The organism is Corynebacterium sp. HMSC055D05 (assembly GCF_001810365.1).
GTDB classification, from domain to species: domain Bacteria; phylum Actinomycetota; class Actinomycetes; order Mycobacteriales; family Mycobacteriaceae; genus Corynebacterium; species Corynebacterium coyleae.
In genome coordinates this window covers 1-15,454 of the sequence record NZ_KV801047.1, presented here as the reverse complement: position 1 = coordinate 15,454, position 15,454 = coordinate 1, and the positions used below count along the sequence as shown (strand labels likewise).

The 15,454-nt window shown below is 62.1% G+C and carries 16 protein-coding genes; 7 read left to right on the top strand and 9 right to left on the bottom strand.

The features are described 5' to 3' along the window. From HMPREF2734_RS03355 to HMPREF2734_RS03345, 3 genes are all read right to left on the bottom strand, one after another. The coding region (locus tag HMPREF2734_RS03355) for a hypothetical protein (RefSeq protein ID WP_141750413.1) at window positions 1-1,283 on the bottom strand (1,283 nt) is incomplete at its 3' end. Between the two features lie 45 nt (window positions 1,284-1,328). After that, a complete protein-coding gene (locus HMPREF2734_RS03350) occupies window positions 1,329-2,180 on the bottom strand; it encodes a hypothetical protein (protein ID WP_070569197.1) in 852 nt (283 codons plus the stop codon). Window positions 2,181-2,309: 129 nt separating this feature from the next. Further along, the gene (locus tag HMPREF2734_RS03345; protein ID WP_141739339.1) at window positions 2,310-3,017 is read right to left on the bottom strand and encodes a sortase family protein; all 708 of its coding nucleotides are present in this window, start codon (window positions 3,015-3,017) and stop codon (window positions 2,310-2,312) included. A 19-nt stretch (window positions 3,018-3,036) separates the two neighbouring features. On the opposite strand from HMPREF2734_RS03345, the gene HMPREF2734_RS03340 reads away from it, so the two are divergent. Genes HMPREF2734_RS03340 through HMPREF2734_RS03330 form a run of 3 tightly spaced genes read left to right on the top strand, consistent with a single transcriptional unit; the run spans window position 3,037 to window position 7,691 of the window. After that, window positions 3,037-3,333, top strand: coding sequence for a rhodanese-like domain-containing protein (locus HMPREF2734_RS03340; protein WP_070569194.1), 297 nt, complete (start codon window positions 3,037-3,039; stop codon window positions 3,331-3,333). A gap of 44 nt (window positions 3,334-3,377) precedes the next feature. Further along, window positions 3,378-3,812 (top strand): MarR family winged helix-turn-helix transcriptional regulator, encoded by a 435-nt coding sequence (locus HMPREF2734_RS03335; RefSeq protein WP_070422469.1) that lies wholly within the window; start codon window positions 3,378-3,380, stop codon window positions 3,810-3,812. A gap of 57 nt (window positions 3,813-3,869) precedes the next feature. Then, a complete protein-coding gene (locus tag HMPREF2734_RS03330; protein ID WP_070569192.1) occupies window positions 3,870-7,691 on the top strand; it encodes a Pls/PosA family non-ribosomal peptide synthetase in 3,822 nt (1,273 codons plus the stop codon). Between the two features lie 45 nt (window positions 7,692-7,736). Here HMPREF2734_RS03330 and HMPREF2734_RS03325 read toward each other — a convergent pair whose 3' ends face one another. The 4 genes from HMPREF2734_RS03325 to HMPREF2734_RS03310 all read right to left on the bottom strand — a co-directional run bounded on the left by HMPREF2734_RS03325 (window position 7,737) and on the right by HMPREF2734_RS03310 (window position 11,233). Beyond that, window positions 7,737-8,495, bottom strand: coding sequence for a hypothetical protein (locus HMPREF2734_RS03325; RefSeq protein WP_070569189.1), 759 nt, complete (start codon window positions 8,493-8,495; stop codon window positions 7,737-7,739). Between the two features lie 5 nt (window positions 8,496-8,500). Next, window positions 8,501-9,010: a hypothetical protein gene (locus HMPREF2734_RS03320; protein ID WP_070569186.1), complete on the bottom strand. Its 510-nt coding sequence runs from the start codon at window positions 9,008-9,010 to the stop codon at window positions 8,501-8,503. A gap of 1,384 nt (window positions 9,011-10,394) precedes the next feature. Beyond that, the gene (locus HMPREF2734_RS03315; protein ID WP_070569183.1) at window positions 10,395-10,796 is read right to left on the bottom strand and encodes a DUF6036 family nucleotidyltransferase; all 402 of its coding nucleotides are present in this window, start codon (window positions 10,794-10,796) and stop codon (window positions 10,395-10,397) included. Window positions 10,797-10,810: 14 nt separating this feature from the next. Continuing rightward, window positions 10,811-11,233 carry a hypothetical protein gene (locus HMPREF2734_RS03310; protein WP_070450346.1) on the bottom strand — a complete coding sequence of 141 codons (423 nt, stop codon included), beginning with the start codon at window positions 11,231-11,233 and terminating at the stop codon, window positions 10,811-10,813. A 322-nt stretch (window positions 11,234-11,555) separates the two neighbouring features. Between HMPREF2734_RS03310 and HMPREF2734_RS03305 the strand changes: the two genes are divergently transcribed. Genes HMPREF2734_RS03305 through HMPREF2734_RS03290 form a run of 4 tightly spaced genes read left to right on the top strand, consistent with a single transcriptional unit; the run spans window position 11,556 to window position 14,496 of the window. Beyond that, window positions 11,556-12,443 carry a transporter substrate-binding domain-containing protein gene (locus tag HMPREF2734_RS03305; RefSeq protein ID WP_070569177.1) on the top strand — a complete coding sequence of 296 codons (888 nt, stop codon included), beginning with the start codon at window positions 11,556-11,558 and terminating at the stop codon, window positions 12,441-12,443. Between the two features lie 3 nt (window positions 12,444-12,446). Then, complete coding sequence (locus HMPREF2734_RS03300) at window positions 12,447-13,100, top strand: amino acid ABC transporter permease (protein WP_070569174.1); 654 nt, start codon at window positions 12,447-12,449, stop codon at window positions 13,098-13,100. After that, the gene (locus HMPREF2734_RS03295) at window positions 13,090-13,761 is read left to right on the top strand and encodes an amino acid ABC transporter permease (RefSeq protein ID WP_070422464.1); all 672 of its coding nucleotides are present in this window, start codon (window positions 13,090-13,092) and stop codon (window positions 13,759-13,761) included. Before HMPREF2734_RS03300 ends, HMPREF2734_RS03295 begins: the two co-directional genes overlap by 11 nt. Then, window positions 13,762-14,496, top strand: coding sequence for an amino acid ABC transporter ATP-binding protein (locus tag HMPREF2734_RS03290; RefSeq protein ID WP_070569171.1), 735 nt, complete (start codon window positions 13,762-13,764; stop codon window positions 14,494-14,496). On the opposite strand, the gene HMPREF2734_RS03285 is transcribed toward HMPREF2734_RS03290, so the two are convergent. Continuing rightward, complete coding sequence (locus HMPREF2734_RS03285; RefSeq protein ID WP_070422462.1) at window positions 14,493-15,017, bottom strand: GNAT family N-acetyltransferase; 525 nt, start codon at window positions 15,015-15,017, stop codon at window positions 14,493-14,495. The two genes, HMPREF2734_RS03290 and HMPREF2734_RS03285, sit on opposite strands and share 4 nt — an antisense overlap. After that, window positions 15,007-15,291, bottom strand: a complete 285-nt coding sequence (locus HMPREF2734_RS03280) for a type II toxin-antitoxin system TacA family antitoxin (RefSeq protein ID WP_070422461.1) — start codon at window positions 15,289-15,291, stop codon at window positions 15,007-15,009. The genes HMPREF2734_RS03285 and HMPREF2734_RS03280 overlap by 11 nt, the downstream gene beginning before the upstream one ends. Window positions 15,292-15,454: the final 163 nt, after the last annotated feature.

Sequence of the window (15,454 nt, the reverse complement as noted above, 5' to 3'; positions counted from 1 at the left end):
GCCTTCTTAGTCGAGGTCGCCTTCGTGGTCGTCGTGGACGGCGCGGTCACCGAAGCCTTCGTAGTCGGGGTTGGCTTCGTGGTCGGGGTGGGACGCTGCGTCGTCACCTCAGCCTTGGTTGTTGGCTTCGGCTCGAGTTCGGGTTTGGTCGTAGGCGTTGCCGGAGGTGTTACTGGCTCCTCCGGCTCGAGCGTGGCATCCGGGTGCTGCGCCTTGAACTCCTCAAGATTGTTCTGGGCAGCCCGCAAGACGTGCCAGGCGGCCTCCGCAGCTGCCTCGGCTTCGTCGACACCTTCACCCTTTTCCTTCGCTGCGGTAGCAGCAGCATCCGCGGCAATGTAGTTACGCTCCGCTTCCTTCACCGCATCCAACGCTTCCTTCAGGGTGGTCGGCTTCGGGAGTTCCTCGACGGGAGCGACCTGGGTGGTCTCCTCGGGGGTCGGCTCCGCAGAGGTGGGCTCCTCAACCACGACAGTTTCGATCACCGTCGTCTCGGTGGTTGGCTCTTCGCTGGTCGTTGTGGCCGGGACCGTCGTAACGACGGTGCTGACCTCAGGCGTGGACGGCTCAGGCGTGGACGGCTCAGGAACCACAGGTGCGGGCTCAGACGTCGTTGGCTCAACCGGCGCAGGTGCAGGCGCAGCAGTCGTGCTCGGCTTCGGCGGGCGGCCGCCGTACTGCTTAAGGTTGTTGTGCTGGATGAGCACCTGTGCGTCCAGGGCCTGCGGGGTAGTCGCGGACTTGCCGCGGTTGTTGCCCACCTTCATCAGCGCACCGTCGCACGAGTGGGCAAGGCCCATGGCGTGGCCGATCTCGTGGGCGAGGGTCATGGTGATGCTCGGTTCGTGTCCTCCACGGATCGTCGCCGGATTGATGAGCACCTTCATGTCGTGCACGTTGCCGGTGACGCGACCTACGGAGCCGCCGAGGTTAGCCTCCTGGACGGTGACGACTTTGTAGCCGGGTTTGTCCACGTACTCGAAACGCACGAGTTCATTGGTGGCCTTGCGCCATTCGGCGGTGGCGCGGTTGATGTGCGGCTTCAGGTGATCCGGCGCGTAAAGGTACAGGGTATTTTCGACGAGGGCGTTTTCGTTGTCGCTAAACACGAAGCGGTCCATGTGCGGGATCGGCGCGCCCCTCTTCGCAGCAGCAGTGGCTTCCTTGCATTCACGGCTCAGTGGGTCGATATCGACGTGAGCGTGGGCGGTTGCAGGAGCTACGACACCGCCTGCGATCACAGCGGATGCACAGGCGGTGGCGATCAGATGTCTATAATTCACGAACTAAGGGAACATCATTCTCAGCCGTAAATCAAGTCGGGTGTCCTAGATAAGACGACGGCGCGCGAAGGCGTATACGCCGGTACCCAGCACAGATGCGAGCAGCAGCGCGAACAGTGCGCGCACGAGGGTGTTGGAGCCGGTCTCGGCGGCGAGGCCGCGCTGGGCGGTCGCGGCAGTGTCAGCGGCGGCCGCGTCAACGGTTTCAGCGCCGCCACGCTCGGCGGCGTACGGGGCAGCCGGGGCGACGTCGACGTTCAGGTCGCCGGCAGCGCGAGCGGCCTCGATACCCTGGCGCGCGATTTCGCCAGCAAACTTTGCGACGAGCCCATCACTCAACGCAATCTCCTCCGGCGTGACATCCGAGTTCACGCGCAGGACATCGGCGACGAAGGTGTGGCCGTTTTTGTTCAGGAAGTAGGTCACGCCGTCCAGGGTGGCCACTGGCGGGAACTTGACCAAGCCGTTGGCAACCGGGTCCGGGTTGGCCGGGTCGACGTTGTCGGCGCCAAGCGGCTTCTCAGCCGGGGCCTGGGTGGCCTCGCCGCCAGACTGCGCCTCAGCCTTCTCCTCTTCAGAGAGCTCCGGAGCGGGAGCGGGTGCCGGTGCCTGCACAGAAGTCTGGGCGTCGCGGATGACGCCGGTGTCGATAAGGCCGGCCACGGCGGCGTCGACAATTGCAACTGCCTTCTCCTGCTGTGCAGAGTCGAGCTGCGCGAACGGCTTGAGCGCCTCCTGCGCGTCAGGCACGTAGTGGGTGCCTTCCTCGTTGAGGAAGTAGGTTTCGCCGCGCGCGTCCTTGGTTTCCTTGGGCAGGTCCTGCGCGTTGGCGTTTGTCATCGGCAGGGCGGCCAGGGCGAGAGCGCCAGCGGCGGCTGCGGCGAGAAGGCGGTTCATTGTGGTCTCCTGAAGTTGAGAAAGTCTAAAGTTCAACTTGAAGTCTACAGTGTCTTGACAGTTTTTACACCAGTCACACGAGAAACTTTTGTCACAATTTGACAAACGGGCGCGACAACGCACCAGAAATCAACGTGGCTGGAAGACGGTTTCCACCTCGTCGTCAGTGGCGGTGCCCTCGAGCTGCCACCCCACCACCGCATTGCGCACCGAGTTGGCCAGCAGGTTCGACGGCTGCACACAACTGATGGTCAGCAGCCGGCCAGGCATCGGCCCGTCACCCCAGATCTCCGGGTTGGAGGCAAGCGACTTCTTGTCAGGATCGTGCAGATCGGTCGCGCGGTAGACCAGCCAGTCCTGCCCGGAGGTTTCGGTGCGCACGTAGAGGTAGTCGCCGACGGCAACGTTGTGGTGCTCGGTGGTGCCGTCGTAAAGCTTGTTAAACACCGCGCTCACCCCCGCACCCGTGTGACCCGCGATGACCACAAGATCCTTCGCATCCGTGCCAGGCAGCGCGTACGGGTACCCCTCCCCCGTCAGCGCACACGCCTTATCCAGGCTCTTCGGATCGATCGCGCCATCGACCACCCGGCAATCCTCGGCCTCAAACCCGGCGCGCATCCCCAACACCGGCACAACCATCTCCACCGGCCGTCCCGCTGGAATCTGCGCAGCTGCTTCTCGACGAACCGACGCCTCCGACGACGTCTCTTCCGTGGTGGGGGTTTCGGGGGAAGGCGTGGTGTCGTCGAAAAGCAATATGCGCACGACGAACACAACGATGAGCAGCGCGACAATGCGGCGCACATGATAAACCCAGCGAGGAGTGGACGTCACGGCCGCTATCATACGAGCCATGGAAAACGTCCAAGTTACTGAAGTCCCCGCAGACGCACAGCTTATCGACGTGCGTGAGGCCGACGAATACGCCGCCGTCCGCGCAACCGGCGCCAAGAACATTCCGCTGTCCGAGTTCGTGGCACGCTACAGCGAAATCGACCCGGATCAGGACATCTACCTGATCTGCAAGGGCGGCGGCCGCAGCGCACAGGCCGGCGAATACCTCGAGCAAGCCCTCGGCTGGGACGGCATTTACAACGTCGCGGGCGGCACCACCGCCTGGGTCGAACAAGGTTTGCCGCACGAAAATTAGGCCGTCCCAACCATTGGGACGCTGCAGGGAAGTATGGTGGGGGTATGTCGACGCTTCCTGAACTGCCCTCCGCTCTGCTGAAGTCTCCCCACTTCCAGATCGAACGCGTGCGCAGGCACACCAAGGACGAAGTCGAACGCACCCTGGCCAAGCACGACACCACCATGCGCGAGTACTGGGTGCTGTCCTGTGTGGACGTCGCTCCAATGTCGCAGCGCCAACTGTCCGAGCTGCTGATCATCGACGCCTCCGACATGGTGCGGCTCATCGACTCGCTGGAGAAACTCGGCTGGGTCACCCGCGACCGCGACCCGAAAGACCGTCGCCGCCAGATCGTCGCCGCGACAAAGAAGGGCACGAAGGCGCTGGCCAAACTTGGCGACGACGTGGTTGCAGCCGAGGAGCGCGCACTCGAAGCGTCGTCCCAGAAGCAGCTGAAGAACCTGAAGAAGCTGTCGCAAGCGCTCGAGACGGAATAGCCGTGTAGTCGCCGTGTAGTCGAGCGATGCGCCCCGGATAGGTCTAACCTAATCCGCATGGTTCAAGCCGAGCCCCTTCCCAATCCGCTCCTGCACAGCCACCTCGCCCCGCCGGAGCGGACACTTATTGATGTCCTTTTCGCCTCCGCCGAAGCCCACCCCGGCGCGGCGGCCATCGACGACGGCGAAGTAATCACGTACGCCGAACTCGTCGAAGAAATCGACCAACGCGCCACCGCCATGCGCACCCAGGGTGTGCCGTACCGGGGCCGCGTTGGCATCCGGATGACGTCCGGCACCCGCGAGTTATACCTCGCTATCTTGTCGACGATGCGCGCCGGCTGCGCCTACGTCCCCGTCGACGCGGACGACCCGGACGAGCGCGCCGAAACCGTGTTCACCGAAGCGGACGTGGACGCCATCTGGACCGACGAGGGCCTGCGGTTGGTGAAGGCGCCGGTTGGTGGTGGTGTGTTGGGCGGCGAGCTTGGCGCGCTTGCAACAGTCACCCCCGACGACGACTGCTGGATCATCTTCACCTCGGGCTCCACCGGCAAACCAAAGGGCGTAGCGGTGACCCACCGCTCGGCCGCCGCGTTCGTGGATGCGGAGGCGCGCCTGTTCTGCCAGGACGAACCGCTCGGGCCCGACGACCGCGTGCTTGCGGGCCTGTCGGTGGCGTTCGACGCGTCGTGCGAGGAGATGTGGCTGGCCTGGCGCCACGGGGCGTGTTTGGTGCCGGCCCCGCGCGCGCTGGTGCGCTCGGGTCAGGATTTGGGCCCGTGGCTGATCCGTCGCGACATCACGGTCGTCTCCACCGTGCCCACGCTCGCCGGACTGTGGCCGAAGGAGGCCCTGGACAACATTCGCCTGCTCATTGTGGGCGGCGAGGCCTGCTCCCAGGAACTGACTGACCGCCTTGCCGACGGCCGCGAGATGTGGAACACCTACGGCCCCACCGAGGCGACCGTGGTGGCCAGCGCAACCCGGCTCTTCCCCGGCAAGCCCGTGACTATCGGTTGGCCGCTGGACGGTTGGGACCTCGCCATCGCAAGCGACGGCGAGGGAGAAGCAGGTGAGTTGATCATCGGCGGCGTGGGCCTCGCGCGCTACCTCGACCCGGAGAAAGACGCGGAGAAGTACGCCCCCATGGGTGATTGGGAGCGCGCGTACCGCACCGGCGACCACGTGCGACTCACCGAGGATGGCCTGGCGTTTATCGGCCGCGCCGACGACCAGGTGAAAATCGGCGGGCGCCGCATCGAGCTCGGCGAAGTGGAGGCCAACGTGGCCGCGCTCGACGGCGTGTATAACTCCGCCGTCGCCGTACAAACGCTGCCCGCAGGCGACAAGGTGCTCGTCGGCTATGTCTCCCCCGACGACGGCGTTTCGTTGGACGTGCAGCAGATGCGCGAGCGCCTCGCCGAGGTCATGCCGGCCGCGCTCGTGCCGCGCATCCACGTGATGGACGAACTACCGATCCGCACCTCCGGCAAGGTGGACAAGAAAGCCCTGCCGTGGCCGCTGCCCGCCAGCGTGGATGCGGTCGGCATGACGCCGACCGAGCAGTGGGTCGCTGAAGCATGGGTGGCGGTGCTCGGCCTGGACGTGCCGGGCAAGGATGCGGATTTCTTTGAGTTAGGTGGGTCGTCGCTAGCTGCGGCCTCGCTCATCGCGCGTCTGCGCGAGCGCGTGCCCACCATCGCGGTGCGCGACCTCTACGACCACCCGAGGTTGGAAACGCTTGCATCGCTTATCGACGACCTCACCCACACCGCCAAAACCTCCACCCGCGAACGTTCTGTGGCTCCAGTCTCGGGCGCGACCCGGCTGGCGCAGACGCTGCTCATGGTGCCGGTGATGACGCTGAAGGCGTCGGCGGCGGTGACGTGGGTGGCGATCGTCGCAAATGTGCTGGGCCTGACCACGCTGTCGTGGACCTGGCTCGCGTTGGCGTTTGCGGTGCTGTGCACGCCGCTGGGGCGCATCCCGATCGGAGCGCTCGGGGCGCGGGCGATCCGGGGTCGGATCGAGCCTGGGGTGTACCCGCGCGGCGGCGCTGTGCATTTGCGGCTGTGGACCGCTGAGCGGTGGCTGGCGGCCTCCGGCGCGATGAACATCGCGAGCGCGAACGCCGCCAAGGTCACCGCCCGACTGCTTGGCAACACGGTGGGCAAGGACGTGGACATGCACGCGTTCGCGCCGGTGACCGGCCTGGCCACTATCGGCGAGGGCGCCGCCATTGAGCCTGGCGTGGACCTCGGCGGAACCTGGCTCGACGGCGACGAACTGCACGTCGGCACCGTGGTCATCGGCCCCGACGCCCGCGTGGGCGCGCGCTCCACACTGATGCCCGGCACCGAAATCCGCGAGGGCGCCCACGTGGAGGCGGGCTCCACCGTCACCGGCGACAAACCGGTGAAGAAGCACGCCCGCTGGGCCGGCTCGCCCGCCCGCAAGAAGGGGCGCTCCAAGCACCGCTTCCCCAACGAACGCCCGCCGCGCCGCCCCATGTGGGCGCTTGCGTACGGACTGACCTCCCTGGCGTTGTCGGTGCTGCCCGCGCTGGCGGTGCTCGGTGGTGCGGCGGCGACGCTCGGCCTTGCGCGATTGGTTGACACCCGCTCCGTGTGGGGCCTGCTGGTCTTCGCGCCCGTCGGTGGCGTGGTCTACATCGGCCTCGGACTCACCCTGACCTGGGCCGGCGTGCGCCTCGCGCAACTTGGTGTCCAACCCGGCGTGTTCCCCGTCCGGTCGCTTCGCGGCTGGAGCCTATGGACCGTCACCCGCCTCATGGACGACGCCCGTACCCGCTACTTCCCCATCTACGCCGGCGCCGCCACCCCCGTCTGGCTGCGCCTGCTCGGTGCCGACATCGGCGAGCACGCAGAAGTGTCCACCGCGGTCATGGTGCCGAAACTCACCGAAGTCCGCGAAGGCGCATTTCTTGCCGACGACACCCTCGCCGGCGGCTACGAAATCGGCGGAGGTTGGATCCGGACCGACCACGCCGTCGTGGGTAAGCGGTCGTTCGTGGGCAACTCCGGCATGGTCGCCCCGGGCCGCAAACTGGCCAAACACTCCCTGGTGGCCGTGCTGTCCGCAAGCCCGAAGAAGTCCAAGGCGCACTCGAACTGGTGGGGATCCCCGCCCGAGCGCATGCGCCGCGTGGAGGTCGAAGCCGCAGGTGAAGCGACGTACGAACCGACGAAGGGTTTGGTGCGCAGGCGTGGTGTCGTGGAGACGATGCGCCTTTTAGCCCCCATGACTCAGGCGGTGCTGGCAGCCCTCTTCGCGGCTTGCGTGGTGACGTTGCTTGAGCGCGTCGGCTGGTGGACGTACCTGCTCGGCGGGCTTACCTGGATGGGCGTCGGCGTGGTCGCGGTGGCCTCCGCCGTGGTGGCGAAGTGGGTCCTCGTGGGCAAACACCGCGCCGGCGAACACCCGCTGTACTCGTGGTTCGTGTGGTTTAACGAACTGCAAGACCAGTTCATCGAAGTCATCGCTGCGCCTTGGTTCTTCAACTGGGCCACCGGCTCCGGCGAAATGAATCTCGCGCTACGGGCCCTGGGCGTGAAAATTGGGCCCGGGGCGTGGGTCGAGTCCTACTGGTTCCCCGAAACCGACCTGTGCTCCGTCGGCGCCGGCGCCACCGTAGGCCCAGGCACCGTCGTGCAAACGCACCTGTTCCAGGACCGCGTGATGTCGTTGGACACCGTCACCATCGAGGCGTCGGCCACTCTCGGCGCCCACTCCGTCTCCCTGCCGGGCTCCGTCATCGGCGCCGGCGCCACCGTGGGCCCCGGCTCGCTGGTCATGCGTGGCGACGAGGTGCCCGCCAACACCGTCTGGCAAGGCAACCCCGTCGAGCCGCGGTAGGGGTGAGCTTCGCCCCTTCCGCGGAAGTCGGGGTCCGATCCCGACTCATCGCTTCTCGGGCGGTAAACGCGGCTGAATCAGCTCAGGTACTGATATAGGCCCCCGGGGACGCAACCGTCTGATCTCTTGAAGAGCCTCGCTCCAATGTTCCTGGTCCAAGGGCAGCCAATTCTCGACGTTGGACATGTAGGAACTCGAGAGAATGTTGTTTACCGCAAGTCGCTCAGATTTTGTCAGCTCTCGTTTTACTTCTGTCCTATTAGCGCACGCCAGTAGTGCGAGCGCATCTTGAACGTGACGTTCACGGTTTCCGTCGGCGAGCCGAAGGGCGTGGCCCTTTATTGAGATGGCAGACCAAACGTTTGGCAGGCGGACCGCCCGCTCGTCACTAACCGGTACCTCCAGAACATCCTTGAGCGTCCCATCTGAAAGGATGCCGAGTGCTGATTTGGACCCGGGGCACTTTACGACGTTGTACCCGCGCCATCGGTCGGGCGTATTTTCACTGTCCTTCCCCATCACATCAACACGAAATCCCTGGCCACCGAGAAACTGATGGAGGAACCCTTCTCTAGTTAGTGGCAAGACTGGCTCGTATCCGCTTTCCTCCAATTTTTGTGCCACACTGCCCAGAGTCGAATGGTTAACCGGATCCACGACTATGTCGACATCTTCTGTTGGCCTGGCGTAGCCAACCTCATTCAACGCGCAGTGCAGGTGGGTCATCGCCCCGCCAACGAGCAACCAGTCTTCCCCATCAAGCGCAGACGCAACCTTGAGGAGCAACAGACGAACGTGGTCCATAGTGGCTACGCTGCGAGTGTCGAGTGCTCTACCACATACGCTCGGACCGCCTGTTGCAGCCGAGCATCCCCAAGCATGTAAGCATCAGCGAGAGCTTGTTGCTCAGTGCAATCTGTTTCCCTGATGAGGACACCTACACGGGATGTTTGATTACACAGCCCATAGATCCCCGCATCGATCAGTTCGTCTCGCGAGGATGCTTGCACATACCGGCGTCCCCCTGGCGCAAGCCCCATTTCCCGGGTGTCCAGTAGTCCTGTCTCAGCCGGCCGGAATTGATCCACGAGGTTGAAATAGGTCGGCTCGACATAAACGAGATCCCAGGCAACAAACGATTGCTCAGCGCCGAAAAGCCTAGTGAACTCCTCGGAGACGAATCGCGACAACGCTTGCGCGAGCATGAGGTTAATGGTTCCGTGCTCATCCAACACTGCGCGTCCGCTCTTGACCACACGTCTCATGTCTTCTAAATCTGCGTGGAAGTTCTCGGCAGCTTGCTCCAACGTAACCCTCACCTCGCACCTCCTCACTTACGGACATAGGGGACGAACCACTTCTCAGGACTTTTACCTGAGCCTAGTGGTTCGATCTGCACCTTTCTAGTCCCCGTTCTACGAATTTCTCGGGGATCGCTGTCAATCGGGCTCGGTGTAGACCCGTCTCGTTGTTCTCGGCATCTAAGGCAATGCAATCCCGTCGAGCCGCGGTAGGGGGAGCGGGTCGGCGGTGCGGGCCGTGGTGCGGGCCGCGCGCTTTTCCGGCGGCCTTCCTCGCCCCTCCCCGCGTAAAGGTCGTTACCTGGAGCCCGTTAGTGCGACCCTAACCCCGTACTAACGGGTTCCAGGTAAAGACTTCTAGCAGCCGAAACGCGGCGTCAAATATCACCTATCTCGAGAAATATCCCCTTTTCTAGAGCTCCGCTGCAATGACTTCAACGAATAGTTCGACTGGCCCATCAACGCTGCCGAACTGTTTCACCGCTTGCTCAATGTCTTGAGCATTGCGTAACCCCAGGTGTTTCGCGAGAACAACCGCATCTGTTGCGACCGGCTATTTGGTAGCAGTGTCGTGACTATCCGGTAGCGCTTCAGTGAAGCATCCGGTAGCAGCTCAAATTGCATGGGGTGATGATGGTTCCTGTATCCGCTTCATTAGGGTGCGGGACGTTCCAGATGAAGTCCGCATTTGAAATTGGAGCTATGCTGCGGAAGCCTCCCCGACCGCCCCAACTCATCGGCACTAACGAAGCCGGGTTGCATTTCATCTCGCTTCAGGAGCGGCCCAAGTTCATCCTTGATACCTGTCGATTCGGAGTAGTTGGTACCACGATTCCGCGTAGTTGGTACCGGTGCTCCACGTACTCGGTACTGCAGATCTCTTTCACAGTTGATGCTGGAAGCACCCTGTTTCGGTGATGTTGTGTCAGCGTGACCTGTTATAAGAAGTAGACGTCTGGATCCTGCTCGCGGACTGCACCGCTGTCTCGACACCAGGCCGACAACAGTGGTGGGCATTCTGGGCAGCCCGGGGTCCGAGCGTTCTAAGCGCCGAAGACACATTGAACCGTTGCAGGCAGGCAGTTGCGAGTAACGCTGCCGGTGAGCCGTCTGCAGCATAATGGCCACCGAATCCGCATAGAAGTCATCACCATGCGCAACGGCGCCGCCTCAGTGGGCTGCTCGAACGACTAATGCCTAACAGCCGGGGCCGTGCAGTCGGCTCAGTTCGGCTGTCCACGTACCAACTAATTGGAACGCGGCAGTACCGAGCCTTCAGGACGCCGGTACCAAACCCGCCCCTGACAACGCGGCCATCCCTGAATTCTTCACCGGCTCGCCGACGGTGCCGAGCCCGGGTGAGCCTCCGCTACCGGATGCTCACTCAGCCGCTACCAAATACTCACCACACCGCTACCATTTCAGTCTTCTGAACAGCATCATCGAGGTCCTGCTCCGCCTGGCGAGTCGAAACCACCTTGGTAAACAACAGAAACTCTGCTGACGCAATCTCGACAGTGAGATTCGGACCAATAACTAGGAGATCCGGACTGTGATCGGCCGAAAAAGGTAACCCGAGATCGTGCACCTGTGAGTTCACCCAGTCTGTAGGTAACCCGAGTTTTACGGCTGTTTCTTCAACCGCATTTCGAACTTGCCGGTAGTTCCCAAAAACAGAATCGATATCTGCCGTTGCCCTAGTCGCGTCGTACCTCAGAGCAATTGCAGCGCCTCCGATAACGCGGAGCGTCGCCTTCGCTCCCTGATTTCCTAACTGTTTCTCGAGCTCTGCAAGCGCGTGCAAGAGCTAATCTCGCGTCAGATCCACGGGCGATCGTGGTCCTTCGCCGTTCGTAGATTTCCCTCACCCAAGCAGATACTTCTTTTACGGAAGGAGATCGGAGTCCGTTCAAGGTTGAAAACGAACCGAGAAGGACGACTCGTCGGGTAGAACCAGGCCTCAGGAGGTTCGGAAATCTCAGCAGACCATCCAGGGCTCTCCCCAGGGAAGCGTTCGGAGTACGTCATCTCAGCAGCAGCTCGAATGACACGATCCCAATCTGCATCTCCAGTCGTATCCGGTTCACGGTGCGCCGCTATGAACTCCTTGTGATCTTTAATATCCCGGATCTCTGACACAACACGCTTCAGCACACGCACCACAAAAGAGGAATCATTCTCGGCAGCAAGTTCACATTGCACCCATTGTGCAAAGCGTTCATAGGTATAAAACTGATCCATTTGCGCCTCCTTCCTCAATTCGAGCCTTCGGCTTCGATTATGACCCACTAGCGCCTCTGCGTACAGACCAAACTCGACTGCCATGCAGCGATGCCGACCAATCGGCTGCACCGTACCTCCCTCGCAAATGTCGTTACCGGGATGTCGTTCGTGCCACTTCAACCCCGCACCAACGAATTCCTGGTAACGACTTCTAGCAGCCGAAACGCGCCGCATGAATACAAAGCGAACACCCCAGTTCACAAAACTAGACAGACTGGTGTACTTTTACTGAACCAAGCGGTATCCGCCGCCGTAGTTTTACAAAAGAAAGTTCACTGTCATGTCACTCTTCCCGTCCCGCAACACCCGCAAGGGCCTCGCAGCCAGCGCCGCCGCTCTTCTCGCCGCCGTTACCCTGACCGCCTGCTCCGCGGAGTCCGGCGACACCGACGCAACGAACGGCGCGGAGCCGGCCGCGGGCTTCCGCGATGTGGCCACGATCCAAGAGGACGGCTCGGTAAAGATCGGCGTGTTCTCGGACAAGTCCCCGTTCGGCTACGTGGATTCGAACGGCGAGTTCGCCGGTTACGACATCGAGTACGGCAATCGTTTGGGCGAGGACCTGGGCGTAAACGTCGAGTATGTGCCGGTGGAGGCTGCCTCGCGTGTGGAGTTCCTGGACACGAACAAGGTCGACATCATCCTGGCTAACTTCACGGTGACCCCGGAGCGCCAGGAGAAGGTGGATTACGCCAACCCGTACATGAAGGTGTCGTTGGGTGCGGTTACCCCGGACAATGCGCCGATCGATAGCGTGGAGGGCCTTGAGGGCAAGAACGTGATCGTCGTTAAGGGTACGACCGCGGAGGCGTACCTGGAGAAGAACCACCCGGAGATCAACCTGACCAAGTTTGAGCAGTACACCGAGGCGACGAACGCGCTTCTCGACGGCCGCGGCGACGCCTGGGTCACCGACAACACGGAGGCTCTCGCATGGGCTGGTAAGACCGATGGTTTCTCCGCGACGATCCCGACGCTGGGTGAGACGGACACCATCGCGGGCGCGGTGGCGAAGGGTAACGACGACCTGCGCGAATGGATGAACAACGAACTCGTCGATCTCGGCAAGGAGAACTTCTTCCACAACGCATACGAGAAGACCCTGAAGCCGGTGTACGGCGACGCGGTTTCCGCGGACGACCTGGTCGTTGAGGGCGGCCAGCTCTAACTCATGGACGTTTCGGTCATTACCGAGAACATCCCGGTTTATGCTTCGGCGGCAGTCCTCACGGTGAGGGTTGCCGCCAAAGGCATTGTGCTCGCCTTTATCGTTGGCGCGCTGGTGGCCGGGGTGCGGTTTTTCAAGGTGCCCGTGCTGAGCCAGATCGCGCGGGTGTACATCGAGCTCTCGCGCAACACTCCCCTGCTGGTGCAATTGTTCTTCCTGTACTTCGGCCTGCCCAAGATGGGCGTCGTGCTGGAGAGCGAGACCTGCGCCGTGGTGGGCTTGGCCTTCCTGGGTGGCTCGTACATGGCGGAGGCGATCCGCGCTGGCCTGGAGGGGGTCGCCCCGATTCAGTTGCAGTCCAGTTTAAGCCTGGGTATGTCGCGGATGCAGGCGCTGCGTCACGTTGTCGCGCCGCAGGCCACGGCGCTTGCGCTGCCGGCGATTACGGCGAACATCATCTTCCTGATCAAGGAGACCTCGGTGGTCAGCATCGTGGCACTGCCGGATTTGGTCTACACCGCCAAGGAGCAGATCGGCCAGACCTACGAAACGCGCGAGGCGTTGCTGCTTTTGGTCACGTTCTACCTGATCATTTTGCTGCCGGTTTCGCTCATCGCGGGACAACTGGAGAAGAAGGTGCGTGCGAATGTTTTCTGATCTGCAAGTCCTCGCCGACGGCAACAACTTCCAACGCCTCCTGATGGGCCTTGGCGTGTCCATCCAGATCGCGCTTGCGTCGATGGGTTTGTCGATTGTGTTGGGGACGCTGTTGGGGGTGGTGATGTCGTCGCCAAGCAAAATTGTTCGCGTGATCACCCAGACCTACCTGCAGTTTGTGCGCATCATGCCACAGTTGGTGCTGCTGTTTCTGGTGTACTTCGACGCCACGCGCGCGTGGGGACTGAACCTGGATGCGCGGGTGGCGGCGGTGATCGTGTTCACGCTGTGGGGCACGGCTGAACTCGGCGATCTGGTGCGCGCCGCCATCGAGTCGGTGCCGCGCCACCAGTACCTCTCTGCGGCGGCGCTGGGCATTGAGGGGCGCGCGCTTTATCGTCACGTTGTGCTGCCGCAGGCGCTGCGCGGTCTAATTCCCGCGACGATCAACCTGACCAACCGCATGATCATGACCACCTCGCTCGTCGCGCTGATTGGCGTGGTGGAGGTGCTCAAGGTGGCGCAGCAAATCATCGATGCCAACCGTTTCGAATACCCGTCCGCCGCCCTGTGGATCTACGGCGTGGTGTTCCTGCTGTATTTTCTCGTCTGTTTTCCCATCTCGCTCGCCGCGCGCAAGCTGGAAGAAAGGTGGAGCTAGATGTCGCTTATCTCGCTCGAGCATGTCTCCAAGACGTACCCCAACGGGCACAAGGCGCTTAACGACGTCACCCTGTCCGTCAACCCCGGCGAAGTCCTCGCCATTATCGGCCCGTCCGGCTGCGGCAAGTCCACACTCCTGCGCACCGTCAACGGGTTGGAGTCGGTGGATTCCGGCCAGATTCTGGTCAACGGCCGAGACGTCACGTCGAGTGCCACCAAACTCAAGGACGTCCGCTCCGACGTTGGCATGGTGTTCCAGTCCTACGACCTGTTCCCGCACCTGACCGTGATGGAGAACCTGTTGCTCGCTCCGAAGGTGGTCAAGGGCGCGGACAAGGATGAGGCCCGCTCGCGGGCGGTGGCGCTGCTCGAACGCGTGGGGCTTGCCGCCAAGGCTGACGCTCGCCCGCGCGAACTTTCCGGTGGTCAGAAGCAGCGCGTGGCCATCGTGCGTGCGCTGATGATGCAGCCGAAGGCATTGCTTCTCGACGAAATCACCGCCTCCCTCGACCCCGAAATCGTCCGCGAAGTTCTCGACGTGGTGGTTGGCCTCGCCCGGGACGGCATGACCATGATCGTGGTCACCCACGAAATGGCGTTCGCCCGCGCCGTTGCCGACCACATCGCGTTTATGGACGCCGGCCGCATCGTCGAGATCGCCCCACCCGAGGAGTTCTTCGCCGCCCCGAAGTCCGAACGCGCGCAACGCTTCCTGGACCAGTTGGTGTTTTAGGCGGTTGCGGGCTGGGTCATAAACTGTTTGATGCCTCTAATCGGTAGCAAGAGATGTAACGGTTGCTCCGGCATCTCCTGAAATTCTGCGTACTGCATGTAGAACCGTTTCGCGTGTTCATCCAACGTGTGTACAACCACTGCCGCGGCTCCAATTTCTCCAGCCACAGTGAAGCACCGCGCTAGAGCGTCTCTCAGCAGCGCTTTCCCAACTCCTTTCCCCTGCGCATTCACATCTACCGCCAACCGCGCGAGAATTAACACTGGGATCGGATCGGGACGCCCCTTGGCAAACGCTTCTGGCGCGGCTCCAGCAACCATCCCACCCGTACAGACCGCATAGTACCCAGCGACGCGGTCATTCCACTTGGAAACGTAAACAACACAGTTGTGTGCCCGTTGATTCTGCATGGCGTAGCGGCGAAACCACACATCGAGCGAAACCTCACCACAATGAAAACTCGAACGATCATCCGCCTTAACAAGTTTCCGAGGCGGCTGAAGCACACCGTCAGTCGCCAAATTGAAACTCCTTGCCAAATGGAGTCTCCTCAGCGAAAAGTTTGCCAAGCTTAGAGAAGTCGGCCGGCTGGTCGAGAAGTTCCTCAACACGAGAGAAACCTTCTTCCCCCAACACAAAAAGTCGCTGATCAGCAAGTACCATCAATGCGCGCTCCACGGCACTGTCGAGCACAAACTGTGACACCGAAGTGTTTGTCACCTCAGCGGCCCTGCGGAAAAACTCCTCTTGGTGTGCGGATGTACGCAAGTTCAAGCGCCGGTCTTTAACTGCCATTTCAAACTCCTTAAAGCGATGTACTCACAATGTACTCACGATCGATGTCGATAGCAAGAGTGTTTAGAAAGGAGGAAATGGTAGCGGTGTGGTGAGTATCCGGTAGCGCTGTTTGCGACCGCGGTTTGCGCCGTTTCCGTGTAGTTGGTAGGGGCAATCCGCG